Source organism: uncultured Dokdonia sp. (assembly GCF_947496725.1).
Lineage (GTDB): Bacteria > Bacteroidota > Bacteroidia > Flavobacteriales > Flavobacteriaceae > Dokdonia.
The window spans coordinates 515,996-535,288 of sequence record NZ_CANMDS010000002.1 but is presented as its reverse complement, the minus strand read 5'-3'; the positions used below and the strand labels follow the sequence as shown (position 1 = coordinate 535,288).

Below are 19,293 nucleotides of genomic sequence, written 5' to 3'. Positions count from 1 at the left end.
ATGAGCAAGCGTCATCTCGCATTTCTTGCTGCCTTTGGCGCTAGTTTTATATATGGTGTAAATCACACGCTGGCAAAAGATCTTATGCCCACCTATATTGAGGCATATGGGTTCATTATGCTTAGAGTGTTAGGCGCAGCGATACTATTCTGGATTACAAGCTTGTTTTTACCCTCAGAAAAGATTGACCGTAAAGACTGGTGGCGCATTATACTTTGTGCTCTTTTTGGGATGACTATTAATATGCTTATGTTTTTTAAGGGGTTACAGCTGTCTACTCCTATAAACAGTAGTGTGGTCATCACCCTATCTCCAGTTATCCTTCTTATTCTATCGGCTTTATTTTTAAAAGAAAAAATCACTTGGCTCAAAGGGTCTGGTATTGCTATAGGCCTAGTAGGAGCTCTTATTCTTATATTATTTGGCGCAAAAACTCAAGCTAATGCGCCCAATATACCTCTAGGTAACACGCTGTTTATAATTAATGCCATTGCCTACTCCGTCTATCTAATTTTAGTAAAACCACTCACGGCCAAATATGCCTCGGTCACACTTATGAAATGGTTTTTTTTAATAGCAGTATTTACAAACGCACCCATTGCATTACCTCAATTTCTCGAAGTACAGTGGTCTAGTTTACCACCTTCGGTTATAGGTGTAATGCTGTTTGTAGTAATAGGCACCACATACCTAACATATCTATTTAATGTATTTGCCCTGCGACAGCTCAAACCTTCTACTATAGGAGCATTTATATATCTGCAACCACTTATCGCAACACTCGTAGCTATCATACTAGGAGCAGATTCTCTTACCACAATACGCATTGTAGCGGCATCACTCATTTTCCTAGGCGTATATTTAAGTACCAAAAGAAAAAAACAAAGTGCCTAGCTACACCTGTACAACTTACAGCAGTATAAACGATATAGATAATCAAGTGTTTAAAGCGCTTGATTGTGAAGAAACTATCTATTTTTCAAAACCCTTTTTACAGGCATTTGAGAGAGCAAACAAGCTCATCACCTACACCTATCTCATCATCGCCCTTGACAACAAGCCAGTAGCGCTTGCCATAACTCAAGCTATAGATATCTCTCTTGAGACTGCTACAGAAAAGCTTCCTCTCACCCAGCAACTAGCTCGTAGCTTACAGTGCTATTTGAGTGGTAAGAAAACACATATACTAGTATGTGGAAACATCTTTCTGAGTGGAGCATATGGCCTCTATGTAAAAACTGGAAGCGATAAAAGAAGAATTTACAATACGCTTTCGCGAAAGCTAAAAAAGCTCTCCACACCAAAAAAACCACGCATCTTTTTTCTTAAAGATTTTAATGCCCAAGAAGATGCCTCTGCCAGCATTGCTGAGAAAGAACACTTTCAATCTTTTACGGTAGAGCCTAATATGAGACTTGCCGTGAGGTGGCAAGATTTTGAAACCTATAAAGCTTCACTCAAATCAAAATATAGAGTAAAAGTAAATCGTGCAGATACGTTAAGTAAACATCTTATTAGTACATCATTTACAGCAACACAAATAAGAGACAACATACACAAGCTACAAGGCCTTTATAACAACGTAGTATCTAAAGCTGTTTTTAATACTGTTCCTATAGCTATCGAGACATATGCGTTACTTAAAGAGGCCTTTAAGGATCAAGTAAGGTTTACTGCTTACAGTAAAGATGGAGAGCTTGTAGGCTTCTCAACAGCTTTTATTGTGAATGATGTGCTAGAAGCACATTTTATTGGGCTTGATTATGATTTTAATAAAACAGATGCCATCTACCAAAGAATGCTTAATGATTATATAAGACAAGGCCTCTCATTAGGGGTGAAAGAAATCAACTTAGGCAGAACAGCATCTGAAATTAAAAGTACTCTAGGTGCAACGCCAGAACAGCTTAGATGTTATATAAAACACCGCCGTACAGTTGCAAATATGTTATTTAAACCTTTTGTGCGTCAGATTAAAATGACAGAATACAAACAACATACTCCATTTAAGAACTAGTAACTAGTTCAAAAAACAAACTATTACATATAGTTGTCTGTCTTATAAATTTCTCTCAAGATAATAAATTATGTTAAAAATTTAACATTTAATATGAGTTTTAGCCTGTGTTTTCTTGCTCATTTTACTAATATGGTCGCTATATTTACAGGAACAACCTAACAATCAATATATTATGAAAACACAAGAAATCGCAAATAACTTAGTAAAGTGGTGCAATAATGGCGAGTATGATAGATGTTACAAAGAGCTTTATAGCCCAAATATTGTGAGTTTAGAACCATCGTGGGCAGAACACTCAAGATCTGAAGGTATGGAAGCCGTAGGAAAAAAAGGAGAATGGTGGGAAAACACTTTTGACGTGCATAGCACTACTGTAAGTGAGCCTACAGTGGCAGAAAACTGGTTTTCTGTTAGATTTGATATGGATACTACACATAAGCCTAGCGGGCAACGCAGTACATCTTCAGAAATAGCAGTGTATCAAGTAAAGGATGGAAAAATTGTTCAAGAGCAATTCTTTTATGATATGCCTGGACAATAGCAGTATAATCATAGGAGCAGCATCATACTGCTCCTATGATTTTTTAATTACTCTCTATCTCTAGGCGCTTGCCCGTGAGATCTCATATCTTCTTTTGTTAAGACTTTATAATCTGGTGTTTTGGGAGCGTTTGCGAGCATAGGCATTAATGCCTCTGGCAGGCCAGTAGTTTTACGTGTAGTAAGATCTATCCAAGCTCCTTGCATACTTCCGCGAGCAAGGTTTCTTCCTTTATGGTCGTAAAAGTTATGTACAAATTTAAAGAACATACCATCCTCACTAGCTCCTCCTAACTCAAAGGTCACGGTGATAGGTCTACCTTGAAAGGCTTCTTTAAAAAAGAATATTTGCTCGTGAAAAATTACAGGACCTATATTATGTTGTACCATTTCCTTCTGGCTTAGTCCATTCTCAATCATAAATCCCATACGTGTATGAGACATAAAATTTACGTAAGCTGAGTTTGCTAGGTGACGATTTGCATCAATATCACTCCATCGTATATCAAATTCTTTTGTGTACATATATAAATTGTTCTGGTTAAATCAGTTTTATGACAATACTGTCTTTGAGTAAAATTACAATAATCGCTTCTTTGAGGTACAGTTGTTTTCTATAAAAATATCTTAATAAGCTTTTACAGAATAACTATACATAGGTCTTAGCCTCTCATAATTATGTAATTTTGTGATAGTAGTATGTTGTACTACAAAATATTAAATATATAAAGCTACATACCCTAAATGCCTATAGTTTCATCAAATTTTCGCGCAAGCGGACTCTTTAAAGATGCTCATTTTTCTACCATTTACTCTGCAAAAATTAGAAGGGTAAACGGAGTTAAACAGTCTAGAGAGCGTTTAGAACTTCCCGATGGTGACTTTATAGATATAGACTGGACACAAGCCATAATTGCATCTAAAAGTAAAAAGGTTGCAGTATTAATGCACGGCTTAGAAGGTGACGCACAACGCCCATATATGCTTGGGACTGCAAAAATATTGAGTGCAAATGGGTACGATGTGGTTGCCGTAAATTTAAGAGGTTGTAGTGGAGTGCAAAATAGACTCTACCGGTCTTATCATAGTGGTGACACAGGTGATATTGCATTTGTTATACAGACGCTTATTGAGCGTAATTATACAAAAATAGGTCTCTACGGTGTGAGCTTAGGAGGTAATGCTGTTTTAAAATATCTTGGAGAGCATAAAAATATTCCTACAGAAGTTAAAGCAGCCTCCTGCATAGGTGTACCGGCAGATTTACGTATGTCACTTGAGCAATTATCAAAAAAAGAAAACATCATTTATCGCACCTCTTTTTTAGTACACTTGCGTGCAAAGTATCGAAAAAAAATGTCTCGCTTTCCTGAGAAAATGAGTAGGCAGTCTTATAAAAAAATTGATAGCCTACAATCTTTTGATGACATATACACGGCGCCGGCTCACGGGTTTGAAGATGCACTAGATTACTATGCAAAGGCGAGTAGCGCTCAGTTTATAAAAAACATTAAAGTACCTACTCTTATCCTTAATGCGAAAAATGATAGTTTTTTACACGGTGACTGCTACCCTATAGAACAAGCAAAACAGTCTGACATCTTACATTTAGAAATGCCAGATCACGGAGGTCACGTAGGCTTTTATATGAAAGGTGATTATTATTACAATGAGCTACGAACCTTTGACTTTTTTAAAAATTATATTGAGTAAAAAGTTGTTGTTGATTATCTTTAGAAACTTAAACTAAACTGAACTACTATGAAATTTAAAGGAATTATAGCTGCTCTTGCACTTGCGGGACTTATGATAAGCTGCGGCGGCGAAGAGAAAAAAACTGAAAAAGAATCAGTAAAAATAGGCTCAAAAAAGACAACCAAAAAGGATGACGGAAAATCTGTAAATCTTGCACTTGCAGGAAATGACCAGATGAAATATGACAAGAGCGAACTTAAAGTAAAAGCTGGTCAAGAAGTGACTCTTACTTTTCGTCATACAGGAAAAATTGGCAAAAAAATAATGGGTCACAACTTTGTACTACTTAAGCCAGGTACATCTATTCCAGAATTTTCGGCAGCAGCGGCGGCAACTGGTGAAGCTGGTGACTGGATTGCAAATGAAGATCAAATCATTGCTCATACTAAGATGATAGGTGGTGGGCAGTCTACTACTGTAACCTTTACTGCTCCAGAGGCTGGAACGTATGATTTTATATGTAGCTTCCCAGGGCACTCAGGACTTATGAAAGGAAAATTTATTGTAGAGTAATCTACACTATTATAAAATAAAAAGCCTTGTAAACGCATTGTTTACAGGGCTTTTTATTTTTCCACAACAGCTCTTCTAAAACTCTGGGCGCTTGCGATTTGCCTTTTTTTCTGACTGTTCCTTTTTGGCTTTAAGTCGTTTTAGCTTGGCAAGTTTAGAAGGCCGTTTCTTCTTTCTCACTTTAGGTACTTGTATAGCAACCTCTAGCAAAGAGAAAAAGCGCTTTATGACATCCTCTTTATTTTTATGCTGGCTACGTGACGCTTGTGAAGCAAGCTGCAGCACTCCTTCCTTAGTGAGTCTGTGAGCAAGCTTATCAGTAAGGCGTACTATTTCTTCTTCTGTAAAGGCAAAGGTTTCTGGTAACGACCAGCTCAACTCTACTCTAGAACTTGTTTTATTTGCGTGCTGCCCTCCTGGGCCACTACTCTTTGAAGCCTTAAATGATAGTTCTTGTAAGAGCTGTTCTCTACGCACTGTTTTTATTTCTTCGGCAGCGCTCGCTGCAATAAATGACCTCTGCCCAGTTTTTTTCCCACTTTTTACGCCAGGTAAATGGACGTTTACAAACGGGACAATCTTTTGTGGGGAGGTCTCTCTTTTTCACGTAAGTGTGCTTATTTATATCTTTCTTCTAGATTATCGAGCATTATTTTTGTGATGGCATCTAGGTCAAATTTATGTTCCCAGCCCCAATCTTTGCGCGCAACACTGTCATCTATAGACTCTGGCCACGAGTCTGCAATGGCTTGTCTAAAGTCTGGCTCATAGCTTATCTCAAAGTTAGGTATTACCTTTTGTATACTTGCTGCAACATCTTCTGGAGCATAACTTACTCCAGCTAGATTATATGATGAGCGTACTTTTATATTCTTTTTTGGCGCATCCATAATACCTATGGTTGCCCTTATGGCATCATCCATATACATCATAGGTAATATTGTTCCTTTATTAAGGAAGCTACGGTACTGGCCGTGTTTTAAAGCTCTATGATAGATGTCTACAGCATAGTCTGTCGTACCACCTCCTGGCTCTGTTGTATAACTTATAAGGCCTGGGTAACGTATACTACGTACATCTACGTCATATTTATTATGATAATACTCACACCAGCGCTCTCCTGTTTGTTTTGAAATCCCGTATACGGTAGATGGCTCCATAACGGTAAGTTGTGGTGTATCTTGTGCAGGTGTAGTTTCTCCAAAAACAGCTATACTAGACGGCCAGAACACTTTTTTTATTTTTTTGTCTTTTGCTAGATTAAGCACGTTAAAGAGAGAAGTCATATTGAGATGCCACGCCTTTGCAGGAAAACGCTCTGCAATAGCGCTAAGCATTGCTGCCATTAAATAGACTGTATCTACTTTATATCTAAAAATAACATCTTCTACAGCGGCAAGGTCTGTGGCATCAAGTAGTTCAAAGTGGCCCTCGCCCATTATATCTTCATTACCCTCGCGTATATCACTGGCAACTACCTTATCTGCACCAAATCTGTTTCTTAATGTAAGTGTAAGCTCAGTCCCTATCTGGCCGCAAGCTCCAATAATGAGTATTCTAGATTTCATATGTGTGTGTTTTGAAGTACGCTTTCGCGAAAGCGTAGACAAACTTAGTCATAATTATTGCTCGCATATATGCATTTGCCCTACTTTTGTTATGTCCTTAGTATTTAAGTTATGAGATTTTTATCTGTTGTATTATTATTTCTTTTTGTTCTCGCTATAAGTGCTTGTGACGAAAAACAAACTCCTCAAGAGGTTACCACCACAGATAAAATAGATGCAAGGGATACTTTATCTATTGCAAAACCTACAAATCTAAAGCCGAAAATAGGACTCACACCACAAGCAAGAGAAGGTGTGGCAAACTGGCCATTATATAGAGATCTATCGGCTGCTATAGATAGTTTACAAGTCCCTACACTAGGTGTACTCAAAAAAGAAATAAAGAGATTTGATAACCTTTATGTAGCAAAGGAAGAGGCAGAAGAGGCAGAGGTGCAAGTTGCTCCTCAAGAAACATTATCTAATGCTATACGGGCGCGGCTTATAACAATCGAGACAAAAGTAAAGGTTCTTAAAAATGAAGCCTTCTTAAATGAACCTAATGCTGTAACACTCTCACAACAAATAGGAGACCTCATTAATGCATATCAAGACCTCAACCTACAACTTAATGAGGCTTTTAATACAAGCTTTGAAGATCTACTAGAAGAAATAAAGCTTGAAAAGGAACAGCCAGATGAGGAGCTAGAAGAAGAAAATGAGCCTCAATAATACTAGTATCTATGAAACTACATGTAATTCTTATTGCTTTTTTAAGTATGACTACTGTCCTACTTGGACAAGAAAAAAACACAACAAAAAAAACCATAGAAGGTACTCTTGATGCCTGGCATCAAGCTGCTGCTAATGCAGATTTCGAAGCCTACTTTGCTTTAATGACAGATACTGCCATTTTTATAGGTACAGATGCTACAGAGATCTGGGATGTAAAAGCCTTTAAAAGTTACTCAAAACCTCATTTTGACAAAGGTCGTGCCTGGTCATTTACTTCAATAAATAGAAATATACATCTAGATGACACCTCTCAAAATACCGCTTGGTTTGATGAACATCTAGATACACAAATGGGTGTATGTAGAGGCTCAGGTATTCTAAAAAAAGTAGATGACAGCTGGAAGATACAGCACTATGTACTCTCTATTGCTGTGCCCAATGGAAATGTAGCAGAGCTTACACAAAGTAAAAAAGAATGGGACAGTCTTTACATCAAGAAGATGCGCAAAAAAGACTAATCAAACCACCTGCTTATTGTCAAAACCGCAGTGTTTTAATCCTTTTACTGATATTTTTTAAGTTTTTTAGCTGTTTTATAAGTGAATAATTGTGTAGAATACAATTCCTGTATTATATTTATTGCCTAATAAAACTACAATGAAAAAACTACTACTACTAGGCTTCTGCCTAGTCACGGGAGTATCTGTCGCTCAGATAGGTACATCTGCCCCTTGGATGGAAACTTTTAACAATCCTAACCGAATTACAGAACCTACTTTTCAAGAAATTGTAAATGCTTTTGAGCTATACTGGGAAGACAAAGATGAGACCGTAAAAGGAAGCGGTTACAAACCTTTCAAAAGATGGGAATCCTTTCATCAAAATTATCTTAATGATGATGGTACTGTAATGTCTCAAAAACAACTGTGGGATGTATGGCAAGAAGTAAATAGCTCTTCACGTGCTGCGCAAGCAGATGATAGTGACTGGGTAAATATAGGGCCACTTACACATACTAACACAGGCTCTTGGTCTGCTGGTCAAGGTCGTGTAAACGCGATGGCTGTAGACCCAACAAACCCTGCTGTTATTTATATAGGTGCTCCAGCTGGAGGTATCTGGAAGTCTACAGACACAGGTGCCACGTGGACACCTCTTACAGATCAATTACCACAAATAGGAGTGTCTGGAATTGCTATTGATCCTACCGATAGTAATATCATATACATTGCAACTGGTGATGATGATGCCGGTGACTCTACAAGTGTAGGTGTTATGAAATCTACAGATGGAGGTGTTACTTGGAACACCACAGGTCTTAATGAAAGTAATTCTCCTTTAACAATGAATGAGATTTACTTTGATCCTGCAGATAATAAGACACTATGGCTCGCGACTAGTGAGGGTGTATATAAAACGATAGACAGCGGCCTCAATTGGGAAAATAAAATCACAGGTAACTTTGATGATTTAAAAGTAAAACCAGGAAGCTCTGATATAGTATATGCTGCTACTACAAATAGAGTTTATAGATCTACAGATGCAGGTGAGACTTGGACAAATGTCTCTGCTGGCGTGATAACGGGAGCTGCCAGACTCGTACTAGATGTAACCCCAGCAAACCCAGAAGTGTTATACGTATTTAAATCTGACACTGGTTTTGGGTCTGGTTCTATATTTAAATCTACAGACAGTGCAGATACATTTGTAGAGACTTTTACTGGAAGTCAAGATATTTTCCAGAGTACGCAGGCCTGGTTTGATATGGCTTTTGCAGTTTCAGACACAAATGAAGATGAAATTTATACAGGAATACTCAACGTGTGGAAATCTACTAATGGTGGTGCAAACTTCACTCAATTAAACAGTTGGGATTCTCCTAATCAAGCTGCATATACCCACGCAGATATTCATAATTTGCGCTTTATAAACGGGACACTTTATTGCGGTAGTGATGGTGGTATTTATACATCTACAGATGGTGGCGCTAGTTTTACAAGTATTACAGACGGTCTAGCAATAGGACAATTTTATAGAATAGATGTAGCTGCAACAGATGCCTCTCTTATTTCTGGAGGATTACAAGATAACGGAGGTTATGCTCGCCTTAATGAGCAATGGCAAAACTACTACGGAGCAGATGGAATGGAAAATGTATTTGATCCAAATGACCCAAGTAGAGTATATGGATTTATACAAAGTGGTGGTGGACCATATTTTTCAAACAATGGTGGAGCATCACTAGCAGGAGCTTTCAACTCGCCAGAAACTGGTAACTGGATAACGCCTCTTGCCTTTGCAAAAGACAGTAAGCTATATGCAGGATATACTAGTGTATACGAGCTAGATTTTTGTTCAAATAGTTGGGTACAACGTTCGTCATCATTTGGGACTCGTATTGACCACCTTGAAACAGATCCAAACAATGCAGAGATAATGTATGTCGCAGTTGATAATCAACTATACAAAAGTTCTGACAGTGGCGAGAATTTTGATTTCGTGACTAATTTTTCAAATAACATCTCTTCACTTGAAGTGAAATATGGAGATAGCTCTACAATATATATCGTAACTGCTGGAACATCAGGTAGAGTATATCAAGGTACAATTACAGGAGCAGATATTGTTGCAACTGAAATTACTGGGTCATTACCAGAAGTGCCAAAACTTGTAATTAAACACCAAAATGTGCACTCTGAAAATCCACTTTACTTAGGTACCGCACTAGGGGTATGGAGGTATGATGATATTACAAACGATTGGGAAACCTTTGATAATGGATTACCTAATACTGCTGTACGTGACTTAGATATTAATGAGTCAAACGGAATTCTAACTGCAGCAACCTACGGTCGTGGTATCTGGCAGACTAACATAGATACAGAGCCTATAGCGCTAGACATAGCAACCACCTCACTTGTTCCTCTAGGTAATCAAGCACTCTCTTGTGAAGAAATCCCTACAGAGCTTACTCTTATAAATAGCGGTACAGATGTGATTACAGCTGCAACTATAAACTATATGGCTGGCGGTATCTCAAACACAATAGATTGGTCTGGGTCGCTCGCATCTCAAGAATCTACCACTGTTGAGTTACCTGTGCTGGGACTTCCTACTGGTACGTATGAACTGGTCGCAGAGGTTATACTAGATGGTGATCAGTTAATTGATAATAATGACTCAAGAACAACTCTAGCTGTAAATGCAGTAGGTGAAGGCGATCTTATAAATGATTTTGAATCAGAAGAAGACACCCTTCTTATACTAACTGAAAACAGCAACGGAGGTAATTGTGATACATCAAGTACAACTTGGCAAAGAGGAATCCCTACAGGCCCAGCTCTAAACCAAGCAGCATCTGGAGAGAATGTATATGCTACTAATCTAAGCGGTGATCACGGTGATAATATCAAAGAGTTTTTAACTACTAAATGTTATGATATTTCTGCACTAGACGTTCCTCAAATCTCTTTCAAGATGGCTTTTGAGCTAGAAAATGATTGGGATATAATGTATATGGAGTATACCGTAGATAATGGCGTTACTTGGAATATATTAGGAACAGCAAATGATCCTAACTGGTATAACAGTGACACATTACCTGGTAACAATTGCTTTAACTGCCCAGGAGCACAGTGGACAGGTGACAATGACACCTCTCTTAACGAGTATAGCTATGACCTTACCGCCTTTGCCGCAGAGACCAGTATGATCTTTAGATTTGTTTTCCACTCTGATCAAAACACTGTGAGAGAAGGAGTGCTCTTAGATGATTTACATATAGGTCTTGACCCACTTGCTATAGATGAGGTAACGGTTTCAGGGCTTAGTATACACCCAAACCCATCTAACGGTATTTTTAATATTAATTGGTCTCAAGGAACTCCGCTTACTATAGAAGTTTATGACATCTTAGGTAAGGTAGTGGTAAAACCTATTACAACCGCTGCAGGTGAGACTGCCTATCCATTAGATATGAGCTCATTTGCCACTGGTTTATATTTACTAAAACTCAATACAGGCACAAAGCAAATAACCAAAAAGCTGATACGCCACTAATTAATCAAGCCCTCTTCAAAAGAGGGCTTTTTGTTTTATTAACTTTGTAACAATCTAAAATTAATAACGTCTTATTCAAATATAATTTCAAACACTCATAACACTATGAAACTTTATAAATCGGTGGCAATTGTAGCCTCTTGCGCACTTGCTATGGCAAGTTGTAAAACAGACGGCTCAAAAGATGAAGCCAAAACAGAAGAAATTCCAGGTATTGTACTTGAAAATATGGATACCTCTGTAACTCCTAATCAAGACTTTTACAAATACGTAAACGGGTCTTGGATGAAAAACACAGAGATACCTGATGATCGTACAAGCTGGGGAGGCTTTTCTGTACTACGTAAATCTACAGATGCAGATGTTCTTGCTATACTTGATGAAGCAGAAAAAAGTGGAAAGTACACTGCAGGTACAGATCAAGCAAAAGCTCTCGCAATCTTTAATACAAAGTTAGATACGCTTGCGCGAAATGAAGCCGGATTAAAACCATTACAACCAGCACTAGATGATATTGCCGCTGTAACAAACCTCACAGAGTTACAAACCGTACTTGCTACAAACCCTGCAGTATCTTCTCCATTTTTAAGTATAGGCGCAGGAGCAGATCTTAATGACAGTTCTATGAACACTGTTTATCTAGGCGCAAATGGTTTAGGACTTCCAGACCGTGATTATTACATCTTAGAAGACAGTAAGTCTAAAGAAATACGTGTAGAGTACAAAAAGCACATCTCAAGAATGTTACAAAAGCTAGGTGACTCTGAAGCAGATGCTACAGCAGCCGCAGAAAAAATCCTTAAGATGGAAACTGCACTAGCAATACCACGACTAGACAAGGTAGAAAGTCGCGATGCTCGTAACTTTAACAATCCACGTTCTGTAGATGAGGCAGATGCAATGCTTACATCTGTAGATCTTAAAAAGATGATTAAAGATCTAGGTATCAAAAAAGAATTTGACACGCTTACGGTAACACAGCTTAAGTATACTACTGCCTTAGACAAGTTTTTAAATAATACATCTATTGAAGATATAAAAACGCTTGTGCGCTGGGATACGTTTAATAGTGCATCTGGTAGACTAAGCACAGATATTGAAAAAGCAAACTGGGAGTTTTATAGTAAATATTTAAGCGGTGCAAAAAAGCAACGCCCAGCAGATGAGCGTGCGCTTGCAACGGTAAACGGTACTGTAGGAGAAGCTCTAGGGCAGCTATATGTAGATGCAAAGTTTCCGCCAGAGGCAAAAGCAAAGGCAGAAACAATGATTGCAAACGTTATTGATGCTTATAAAAATCGTATCCAAAATCTAGACTGGATGGGAGCAGAAACTAAAGAAAAAGCAATCGAGAAGCTTGACAAATTCACCGTTAAAATCGCATATCCAGACAAGTGGGAAGATTACTCTACAATGGAAGTATCTGCAGATAAGACGTATTTTGAAAATATGACAGCCGTAGGTAAATGGGGGCAGCTTAAAAATTATGAAGATATAGGTGAACCTGTAGATAAATCTAAGTGGGGAATGTCACCACAAACGGTTAATGCATACTTTAACCCACTTAACAACGAGATTGTTTTTCCTGCAGCAATATTACAGCCACCATTTTACAACTACACGGCAGATGAGGCTGTAAATTATGGAGGTATAGGTGCCGTAATAGGTCACGAAATCTCACACGCTTTTGATGATAGTGGAGCACGTTTTGATGCAGAGGGTAATCTTAAAAACTGGTGGACAGAGTCAGATCTTGAGGCATTCACAAAACGTGGTAATGCACTTGCAGAACAATATAGCAATGTAGAAGTACTAGACAGTGTTTTTGTAAACGGTAAGTTTACACTAGGTGAAAATATAGGTGACCTAGGAGGCGTACTAGGTGCTTATGACGGTCTTCAGAAATACTATGCAGAAAATGGACGTCCAGAAAACATAGACGGCTTTACGCCAGAACAACGTTTCTTTATGTCTTGGGCAACCGTATGGAGAACTAAGAGCCGTGATGAAGCTTTAAGAACACAAATCAAGACAGACCCACACTCTCCAGGTATGGTGCGTGCTGTACAACCTTTACTTAATGTAGATGCTTTTTATGAAGCATTTGATATAAAAGAAGGAGATGCAAATTACCTAGCTCCAGAAGATAGAGTGCGTATTTGGTAATCTAAACGCTTTATAAACTTAAAAAACCGTCTCAAATAGGGACGGTTTTTTTTATGCTTTCGCGAAAGCGTACTTAAACTATTTAATGGCTACTAAAACTTATAACTCAACTTGAAACTCATAGTTCAAAAGAGGTTTTACAACCACACTATTTACCTCTTTAAAAGTAGCTGTATCCTCCTCTATGTATTCTGGAGGCTCAAGGCCTAGTTCTTGTGCTTGCTGTGTATAGTATGTCTTTTTTGACGGGTGGCTAGGCGCAACGGCATTTATAATATGGCCAAAGGCGTCTTGCTTTACAATTGCCATTAAAATACCTATACAATCATCTCTATGAATCATATTTACGGGAGCCTTACCATTAGTAAGCCCCTTACGACCAGCGAGAAACTTAACAGGATTCCTGTTACCTCCAAAAAGCCCTCCAAAGCGCACGACTGTAGTCTTAAAAGCACTGTTGTTAAAGAAAATTTGTTCTACATCGTGTAATTGCTTACCGGCGTTAGTCTCAGGTCTAGGTGCGATTTTTTCTGTAACTACACCCTGTGAGTCATCATATACAGAGGTACTGCTTACTAGGATGACTTTTTCTATTTGTGATTGCTCTACTTGATGTAAAAAGTGAGCCATTTTAAGCGCATAATTTGCTCCAGTATTTCTACGCAGTCCCGGCGGAATCATTATCATAAGCACATCCGTATCAACCAGCAAGGTGTCTACAAGTCCAGACACACCAGCCTCTGCTATAACAACTGGATAAGCTGTGATGCCACTTTTTGTAAGTGCTTTTGCCTTCTCTGTATCTGTGACGCTACCTTTTACTTGATATCCAAAAAGTTTGAGACGAGATGCAAGCGGTTGTCCTAACCACCCTAGTCCTGCTATTGTTATTCTTTTATTCATAGGCTTTCCTCATATATAGAGGGATTGTATTAAAAGGCACTTATTATTCTTGTAATTGCAATGTGTCGTTTTGAGGAGTAGCAAAGGCTAGTTCATCTACGTTTATGACGCGTTCTTGTATAATTGCATCGTTTACTACAAAAGGTTTTGGCATCATTGTCTTTGGTCTTGTTGAGACAGTAAATTTAGGATGCTCAAGTAAGTCAAAAGAGTATTCTCTAAAACTTATTTTTGGATCTACTCCTGCTGCTATTGTAAAGCTAAATTCTAGCTCTTCACCTTCACCCATATAATAACTTAACAGCGCATTTGTTCTACGTTTTTTATATAAGGTCTCTGTGCTATCTGGCTTGTACTCCTTCTTATTATAAGATAGCATTTTAAAAGGCGTATCCTTATCTGCAAAGAGGCGTATTCTATTTATCGCTCTCTGTGGTCTTATGCTCAGTGTTACCTCTCTATTTCCATCTACAACCTCATCCTTTTCTTTGATAATGATAGTTTCTTCAAGGTCTATAACAGAGGTTTCCTTTGCATAGCTAAAAGAGGTATTGTACTTACTACCAGAAGCATTTGCTATATAATCACTAGCAGCATTAGGCGCATTACCTAGATAGCCTTCTACCCAACTGTCTATATAATCGTCATACGTTACCCAGTATGCCTTTGCATCACCCTCCTTATGGTAATACAATAAACTATTAGGTTTTTGCCTCTCTTCTGTATAATCAGACTTTGCGTGTGCTACTCCTAAAAATACAAACGTAAGTATTAAACCTATATAACCTAAAAAACGCTTACTCTTATAATAGCCTATTACTGGTAATGATAAACCAAATACTAGTACTGTAAAAAGTATAGAAATCCAGTATGCAGATGGTCCTAAACCTACAGGAAAGAATTGTACTAATGGTGAAAAAACAAATACTCCTGGCGCGACTAAAAGAAGCATTAAAATAACGCTTGGTTTCTTTTGCTTAATCATTACAAAAAAGGCAACAAGACCAAATAATAATGGAATAACAAAAAAGCCTGCTCCTTTTAAATATACAGCAACAAGAATATTGATAATCACCCACAATGTAAGTGGTGCAACGTAGGTACTTGGGGTGTGTTCTAGCTTACATAAGCGACTGTAAAAACCAAAACTAAACGAAAGAGACATTACTACAAAAGCAATGGTATACCAGTGACCGTTATATATAAACACCGGTAACATATCATTATACTGAGGATATAATGACGGCATTAACCAAGCAAAAATTTGCAATAACAATAATGAACAGCCCAAAGAAATAATAAGTGCTAAAAATCCTCGTCCTACAGCCCTACCACTTAATTTCTTATCTCTAAAACCTTTAAAAAGTAAGAGTATAAAAATTACGAGTGCGATGATAGACATAGGTAACACCCAAGCAAAAGGATAGGATGCAAAAGTGAATAAAGGTGTATCAAAGTAAACTCGATCTTGAGTAGATTTTATGGTCGATAAATCTACTTGAGCAAAATGCTTAATAAGCGGCAGTAAGTACTGTCCTTGATGCTCAAGTGTGCGCGGGTCAAGATTATCTACAGTATCATTTACCGTATGATAATTATAATGACTGTCTATAAAAGCAAAGAAAAAACCTGGTATATCACCATCTTCACGCAACACTGTAGAATCTGTATCATTAGGTAGCATTTTATATATACTATACATTAATGATGTAGCTACAGGATACTCAAGTCCAGCCTTCTCAAACTCTTTAATGAGATTTTCATTACCCCCATTAGTCTCCACAATCATATTAGAAGGTCCAGAAGAGCCTCTAGCTTCAAAGTTTAAGGCAATACCCACGTCTTTTGCCCAAGGGTGTTCTTTTACAAATAGCGTTGCGCCGTCTAGACCTAACTCTTCAGAGTCTGTAAATAGCACGATAATATCATTTTCTGGCTCAACTCCAGCAGCCAGATAGGCTCTTAAACTTTCTAACACAGTCACCACTCCAGACCCTGCATCGCTCGCCCCGTGAGACTTACTATGTGGAGCACTATCGTAATGGGACATTAACAATACTGCCTTACCCGTACCGGTTCCTTTATAACGTGCCACTATATTTTTTGGCTTTACTAAGGTACTCGACCCCCACCAAGAGTCTAGTACATATCCCTCTTGCACAGCAGGCTCAAGACCTAATTTCTCAAGCTCGTCTATAATATATCCACGCACTTCTGCGTGTGCAGGTGACCCTACATAATGTGGTTTTTGAGAGATTACTTTAAGTTGGCTCATTGCACGTTCTGTAGAGAACTCAGTAAGCGGGACATCTCCAGAAGAGGCGGTGTCTGGTATAAGTGATTTAAAACTAAACCACACTAAAAAAAGAAGTACAAAAAATGAGAAGAAATGTTTAAGGCGTTTCATTTGCTTTTGGTTTGGTGGTTGTAAAATACAAATTTATAGGTTTGGAGTACGCTTTCGCGAAAGCGCAACACAACTTATTAAATATAAATCACTAACTTTAAGACAACAAAATCAGATAGTTATGGCGATTAAAAGTTTTATAGGTAAACGTGCAAAAGAGGTAAAGAGCACCTCAACAGATATAAAAGTAAGTGATTATATGAGCCGTAAACTCATTACCTTCTCTCCAGATCAATCTGTTCTTGAGGTAATGAATAGTCTTATAAAGCATAAAATATCTGGTGGTCCCGTGGTAAATGAACAAAATGAACTGCTAGGGATAATTTCTGAAGGCGACTGTATGAAACAAATCTCAGAGAGTAGATATTATAATATGCCTATGGATAATATGAAAGTGAGCAATCATATGGTATCTAATGTAGATACTATAGATGGTAATATGAATGTTTTTGATGCGGCAAATAAATTTTTGGAATCAAAACATAGACGCTTCCCTATAGTAGAAAATGGTAAACTAGTAGGCCAGATAAGCCAGAAGGATGTCCTTAAAGCTGCTTTAGAACTTAATGGTCAGACTTGGAAATAGATTGCATTGTTTTTTCAAACCAGGCCAGCTCTATATTTTCTGGCTCGTAGGTAAAATTATCTTTGCGCTCCAGTCCTATTTTTTCTAGCACACGGCAAGAAGCACCGTTGCCCAGCTCTGCCATACCGCACAGTTTTTTGCCAGTGAAGTTTTTAAAAAAGTAATCTCTAGCGGCGATAGATGACTCTGTTGCATAACCTTTGCCCCAGTATTGTGGCATAAAGCGATAACCTATGTCATAAAAATCTGTATGACCGTTCATCTCGTTTTCAAAATTCATTTTTAAACCGGTCCACCCTATCCAGTCACCTGTAGATTTTTCTATAGCAGCCCAGCGGCCTATACCATAAGTTTCATACTGCATACGTATGTAATCTACATATGCCCTTGCTTTACCCATACAACTTATAGGTTTATTACCTAGATATTTATGTACAAGGGGATCGCTATCTAAGCGATACATATCCCCCGTATCTTCTATGACAATCTCCCTAAGGATTAGGTTCTTAGTTTCGGCGTAGATTTTCATATTAATTCTTTCTTTTTACGAGTGCATAAAAGTCACCATCTAGCGGTAAATATCCCTGGTCATATATAAAATAGTATACAGTACCTGCTTTAGTCGTGTAGATGCTTGTAAAATAATTAAAGTCAAAACCCGCTGCGTTTAGTTTTGCCTTAGTGGTTTTTGTCTTTTCCTCAGGGTTGAGTTTTTCTAGTATACGATAGTTTTTGCGCAACCGGTTATTTATGTTGCGCATCATATTTTTTGAGTCCTTATTCTGGCTGTTGTTACGAGCGTTGCGACAAGAAGAACTACAATACTTCTTATCTGCTCTACCTATAATTTTATCTCCACATTCTGGACACGTTCTATCCATACTAGTTGTTCTTATAAATTTTTATATCTATCTCTCCTGCGGCATTCATATGTGCACGGTACATACCCGCTGTATTAAACTCCATCGCTACATTGCCGTCTCGGTCTATAGAGACAATTCCTCCCGTACCGCCTAGATCTGTGAGCTTTTTCTGGATTACCTCTTCTGCCGCTTCTTGTAATGTAACTTCCTTATACTCCATAATAGCAGCAATATCGTGTGCTACCATACCACGCATAAAGAACTCTCCCCATCCAGTACTACTTACCGCACAACTTGCATTATTTGCATATGTACCTGCTCCTATAATAGGTGCATCTCCTATGCGGTTATACCTTTTATTAGTCATTCCTCCTGTAGAGGTACCTGCTGCGAGATTACCGTACTTATCTAGTGCTGCACAACCTACAGTTCCATATTTACTATCCTTTATAAAAGGATCCATATAAGTCACCTTTTTATCTAGATCGTGATCGAGTTGCGTTTTTTCTTTATCTATTATTTTTTGAAGCGATTTATACCTTCTCTCTGTATAAAAATAAGAAGGATCTACTATCTCAAGTCCTTGCTCTGCTGCAAACTGCTCTGCTCCTTTTGCACTAAGCATCACGTGCTCAGACTTGTTCATTACTGCTACCGCAAGGTCAATGGGGTTTTTTACAGTAGTCACACCAGAGATGGCTCCCGCATTAAGGGTATTACCATCCATAACGCTAGCATCTAGCTCATTTGTACCATCGTGTGTAAATACAGCACCCTTTCCTGCGTTAAAAAGTGGGCTATCTTCCATAATATTAATAGCTGCCGTCACCGCCTCCATACTCGTGCCTCCATCTGAGAGCACCTTATGACCAGCTCTTGTGGCTTCATCAAGTTTTGCTCGATATGCACTTTCAAGAGAGTCTGTCATATTTTTTTTAAGAATAGTACCCGCACCTCCGTGTATAACAAGACCAAACTTTTGATCTGCAGGTATAGATGATGCACTAATCTTATCTTCTTTTTCTTTAACAGGCATATCGCAAGAACATACAATTAAAGACAACATAACAAGCGTAACTAACTTTTTCATAAGGTTTTACTTAAAATATACAGGTCTAATATAAGGAGAAAGAAGCATTTGAACGTACCAAAAGCGAACAATACAGATACTTCCTACTTGTAAAATTTTAAAAAAACTA

At 38.1% G+C, this 19,293-nt stretch carries 19 protein-coding genes; 10 read left to right on the top strand and 9 right to left on the bottom strand.

All coding sequences use genetic code 11. The features are described 5' to 3' along the window. The 3 genes from Q0948_RS06310 to Q0948_RS06300 all read left to right on the top strand — a co-directional run bounded on the left by Q0948_RS06310 (nucleotide 1) and on the right by Q0948_RS06300 (nucleotide 2,561). The gene (locus Q0948_RS06310) at nucleotides 1-894 is read left to right on the top strand and encodes a DMT family transporter (protein WP_298349997.1); all 894 of its coding nucleotides are present in this window, start codon (nucleotides 1-3) and stop codon (nucleotides 892-894) included. Continuing rightward, nucleotides 887-2,017, top strand: coding sequence for a GNAT family N-acetyltransferase (locus Q0948_RS06305; RefSeq protein ID WP_298349996.1), 1,131 nt, complete (start codon nucleotides 887-889; stop codon nucleotides 2,015-2,017). Before Q0948_RS06310 ends, Q0948_RS06305 begins: the two co-directional genes overlap by 8 nt. 175 nt (nucleotides 2,018-2,192) lie before the next feature. Then, nucleotides 2,193-2,561, top strand: a complete 369-nt coding sequence (locus tag Q0948_RS06300) for a nuclear transport factor 2 family protein (protein WP_298349994.1) — start codon at nucleotides 2,193-2,195, stop codon at nucleotides 2,559-2,561. Nucleotides 2,562-2,608: 47 nt separating this feature from the next. Here the strand turns inward: Q0948_RS06300 and Q0948_RS06295 are convergent, their stop codons facing one another. After that, nucleotides 2,609-3,085, bottom strand: coding sequence for a thioesterase family protein (locus Q0948_RS06295; protein WP_298349992.1), 477 nt, complete (start codon nucleotides 3,083-3,085; stop codon nucleotides 2,609-2,611). Between the two features lie 219 nt (nucleotides 3,086-3,304). On the opposite strand from Q0948_RS06295, the gene Q0948_RS06290 reads away from it, so the two are divergent. Together Q0948_RS06290 and azu are read left to right on the top strand one after the other, a co-directional pair. Then, nucleotides 3,305-4,273: an alpha/beta fold hydrolase gene (locus Q0948_RS06290; RefSeq protein WP_298349990.1), complete on the top strand. Its 969-nt coding sequence runs from the start codon at nucleotides 3,305-3,307 to the stop codon at nucleotides 4,271-4,273. A gap of 48 nt (nucleotides 4,274-4,321) precedes the next feature. Continuing rightward, nucleotides 4,322-4,828, top strand: coding sequence for an azurin (gene azu, locus Q0948_RS06285; protein ID WP_298349988.1), 507 nt, complete (start codon nucleotides 4,322-4,324; stop codon nucleotides 4,826-4,828). Nucleotides 4,829-4,903: 75 nt separating this feature from the next. Here the strand turns inward: azu and arfB are convergent, their stop codons facing one another. Genes arfB through Q0948_RS06270 form a run of 3 tightly spaced genes read right to left on the bottom strand, consistent with a single transcriptional unit; the run spans nucleotide 4,904 to nucleotide 6,396 of the window. After that, a complete protein-coding gene (gene arfB / locus Q0948_RS06280) occupies nucleotides 4,904-5,305 on the bottom strand; it encodes an alternative ribosome rescue aminoacyl-tRNA hydrolase ArfB (RefSeq protein ID WP_298349985.1) in 402 nt (133 codons plus the stop codon). Next, nucleotides 5,298-5,435, bottom strand: a complete 138-nt coding sequence (locus Q0948_RS06275; RefSeq protein ID WP_084811657.1) for a DUF2256 domain-containing protein — start codon at nucleotides 5,433-5,435, stop codon at nucleotides 5,298-5,300. Before Q0948_RS06275 ends, arfB begins: the two co-directional genes overlap by 8 nt. Nucleotides 5,436-5,445: 10 nt before the next feature. Next, on the bottom strand, nucleotides 5,446-6,396 hold the full coding sequence (locus tag Q0948_RS06270; RefSeq protein ID WP_298349982.1) for an NAD-dependent epimerase/dehydratase family protein: 951 nt from the start codon (nucleotides 6,394-6,396) through the stop codon (nucleotides 5,446-5,448). Between the two features lie 111 nt (nucleotides 6,397-6,507). Here Q0948_RS06270 and Q0948_RS06265 point away from each other — a divergent pair, with 111 nt between their 5' ends. The 4 genes from Q0948_RS06265 to Q0948_RS06250 all read left to right on the top strand — a co-directional run bounded on the left by Q0948_RS06265 (nucleotide 6,508) and on the right by Q0948_RS06250 (nucleotide 13,335). After that, nucleotides 6,508-7,107: a hypothetical protein gene (locus Q0948_RS06265; protein WP_298349980.1), complete on the top strand. Its 600-nt coding sequence runs from the start codon at nucleotides 6,508-6,510 to the stop codon at nucleotides 7,105-7,107. Nucleotides 7,108-7,118: 11 nt separating this feature from the next. Beyond that, nucleotides 7,119-7,628, top strand: coding sequence for a nuclear transport factor 2 family protein (locus tag Q0948_RS06260; protein WP_298349978.1), 510 nt, complete (start codon nucleotides 7,119-7,121; stop codon nucleotides 7,626-7,628). A 139-nt stretch (nucleotides 7,629-7,767) separates the two neighbouring features. Then, nucleotides 7,768-11,169 carry a T9SS type A sorting domain-containing protein gene (locus Q0948_RS06255; protein ID WP_298349976.1) on the top strand — a complete coding sequence of 1,134 codons (3,402 nt, stop codon included), beginning with the start codon at nucleotides 7,768-7,770 and terminating at the stop codon, nucleotides 11,167-11,169. A gap of 105 nt (nucleotides 11,170-11,274) precedes the next feature. Then, entirely contained in the window at nucleotides 11,275-13,335 is a 2,061-nt protein-coding gene (locus Q0948_RS06250) for a M13 family metallopeptidase (RefSeq protein WP_298349973.1), read from the top strand. A gap of 99 nt (nucleotides 13,336-13,434) precedes the next feature. Here the strand turns inward: Q0948_RS06250 and Q0948_RS06245 are convergent, their stop codons facing one another. Together Q0948_RS06245 and Q0948_RS06240 are read right to left on the bottom strand one after the other, a co-directional pair. After that, nucleotides 13,435-14,238 carry an NAD(P)H-binding protein gene (locus Q0948_RS06245; protein ID WP_298349971.1) on the bottom strand — a complete coding sequence of 268 codons (804 nt, stop codon included), beginning with the start codon at nucleotides 14,236-14,238 and terminating at the stop codon, nucleotides 13,435-13,437. A 43-nt stretch (nucleotides 14,239-14,281) separates the two neighbouring features. Further along, nucleotides 14,282-16,645 carry a M28 family peptidase gene (locus Q0948_RS06240; protein ID WP_298349969.1) on the bottom strand — a complete coding sequence of 788 codons (2,364 nt, stop codon included), beginning with the start codon at nucleotides 16,643-16,645 and terminating at the stop codon, nucleotides 14,282-14,284. A gap of 121 nt (nucleotides 16,646-16,766) precedes the next feature. On the opposite strand from Q0948_RS06240, the gene Q0948_RS06235 reads away from it, so the two are divergent. After that, complete coding sequence (locus Q0948_RS06235; RefSeq protein ID WP_298349967.1) at nucleotides 16,767-17,231, top strand: CBS domain-containing protein; 465 nt, start codon at nucleotides 16,767-16,769, stop codon at nucleotides 17,229-17,231. Here Q0948_RS06235 and Q0948_RS06230 read toward each other — a convergent pair. Genes Q0948_RS06230 through Q0948_RS06220 form a run of 3 tightly spaced genes read right to left on the bottom strand, consistent with a single transcriptional unit; the run spans nucleotide 17,209 to nucleotide 19,184 of the window. Next, nucleotides 17,209-17,760, bottom strand: coding sequence for a GNAT family N-acetyltransferase (locus Q0948_RS06230; RefSeq protein WP_298349965.1), 552 nt, complete (start codon nucleotides 17,758-17,760; stop codon nucleotides 17,209-17,211). The two genes, Q0948_RS06235 and Q0948_RS06230, sit on opposite strands and share 23 nt — an antisense overlap. A 1-nt stretch (nucleotide 17,761) precedes the next feature. Next, nucleotides 17,762-18,112 (bottom strand): hypothetical protein, encoded by a 351-nt coding sequence (locus Q0948_RS06225; RefSeq protein ID WP_298349963.1) that lies wholly within the window; start codon nucleotides 18,110-18,112, stop codon nucleotides 17,762-17,764. Between the two features lies 1 nt (nucleotide 18,113). Further along, nucleotides 18,114-19,184: an isoaspartyl peptidase/L-asparaginase family protein gene (locus Q0948_RS06220; RefSeq protein ID WP_298349961.1), complete on the bottom strand. Its 1,071-nt coding sequence runs from the start codon at nucleotides 19,182-19,184 to the stop codon at nucleotides 18,114-18,116. Nucleotides 19,185-19,293 lie beyond the last annotated feature (109 nt).

Bases quoted from the DNA above. Each gene is read 5' to 3' on its own strand.
- Q0948_RS06230 (WP_298349965.1), bottom strand. From the start codon at position 17,760: ATGAAAATCTACGCCGAAACTAAGAACCTAATCCTTAGGGAGATTGTC.
- Q0948_RS06290 (WP_298349990.1), top strand. From the start codon at position 3,305: ATGCCTATAGTTTCATCAAATTTTCGCGCAAGCGGACTCTTTAAAGAT.
- Q0948_RS06240 (WP_298349969.1), bottom strand. From the start codon at position 16,645: ATGAAACGCCTTAAACATTTCTTCTCATTTTTTGTACTTCTTTTTTTA.
- azu (WP_298349988.1), top strand. From the start codon at position 4,322: ATGAAATTTAAAGGAATTATAGCTGCTCTTGCACTTGCGGGACTTATG.
- Q0948_RS06225 (WP_298349963.1), bottom strand. From the start codon at position 18,112: ATGGATAGAACGTGTCCAGAATGTGGAGATAAAATTATAGGTAGAGCA.
- Q0948_RS06245 (WP_298349971.1), bottom strand. From the start codon at position 14,238: ATGAATAAAAGAATAACAATAGCAGGACTAGGGTGGTTAGGACAACCG.
- Q0948_RS06270 (WP_298349982.1), bottom strand. From the start codon at position 6,396: ATGAAATCTAGAATACTCATTATTGGAGCTTGCGGCCAGATAGGGACT.
- Q0948_RS06295 (WP_298349992.1), bottom strand. From the start codon at position 3,085: ATGTACACAAAAGAATTTGATATACGATGGAGTGATATTGATGCAAAT.
- Q0948_RS06250 (WP_298349973.1), top strand. From the start codon at position 11,275: ATGAAACTTTATAAATCGGTGGCAATTGTAGCCTCTTGCGCACTTGCT.
- Q0948_RS06220 (WP_298349961.1), bottom strand. From the start codon at position 19,184: ATGAAAAAGTTAGTTACGCTTGTTATGTTGTCTTTAATTGTATGTTCT.
- Q0948_RS06235 (WP_298349967.1), top strand. From the start codon at position 16,767: ATGGCGATTAAAAGTTTTATAGGTAAACGTGCAAAAGAGGTAAAGAGC.
- Q0948_RS06300 (WP_298349994.1), top strand. From the start codon at position 2,193: ATGAAAACACAAGAAATCGCAAATAACTTAGTAAAGTGGTGCAATAAT.
- Q0948_RS06260 (WP_298349978.1), top strand. From the start codon at position 7,119: ATGAAACTACATGTAATTCTTATTGCTTTTTTAAGTATGACTACTGTC.
- Q0948_RS06255 (WP_298349976.1), top strand. From the start codon at position 7,768: ATGAAAAAACTACTACTACTAGGCTTCTGCCTAGTCACGGGAGTATCT.
- Q0948_RS06265 (WP_298349980.1), top strand. From the start codon at position 6,508: ATGAGATTTTTATCTGTTGTATTATTATTTCTTTTTGTTCTCGCTATA.
- Q0948_RS06310 (WP_298349997.1), top strand. From the start codon at position 1: ATGAGCAAGCGTCATCTCGCATTTCTTGCTGCCTTTGGCGCTAGTTTT.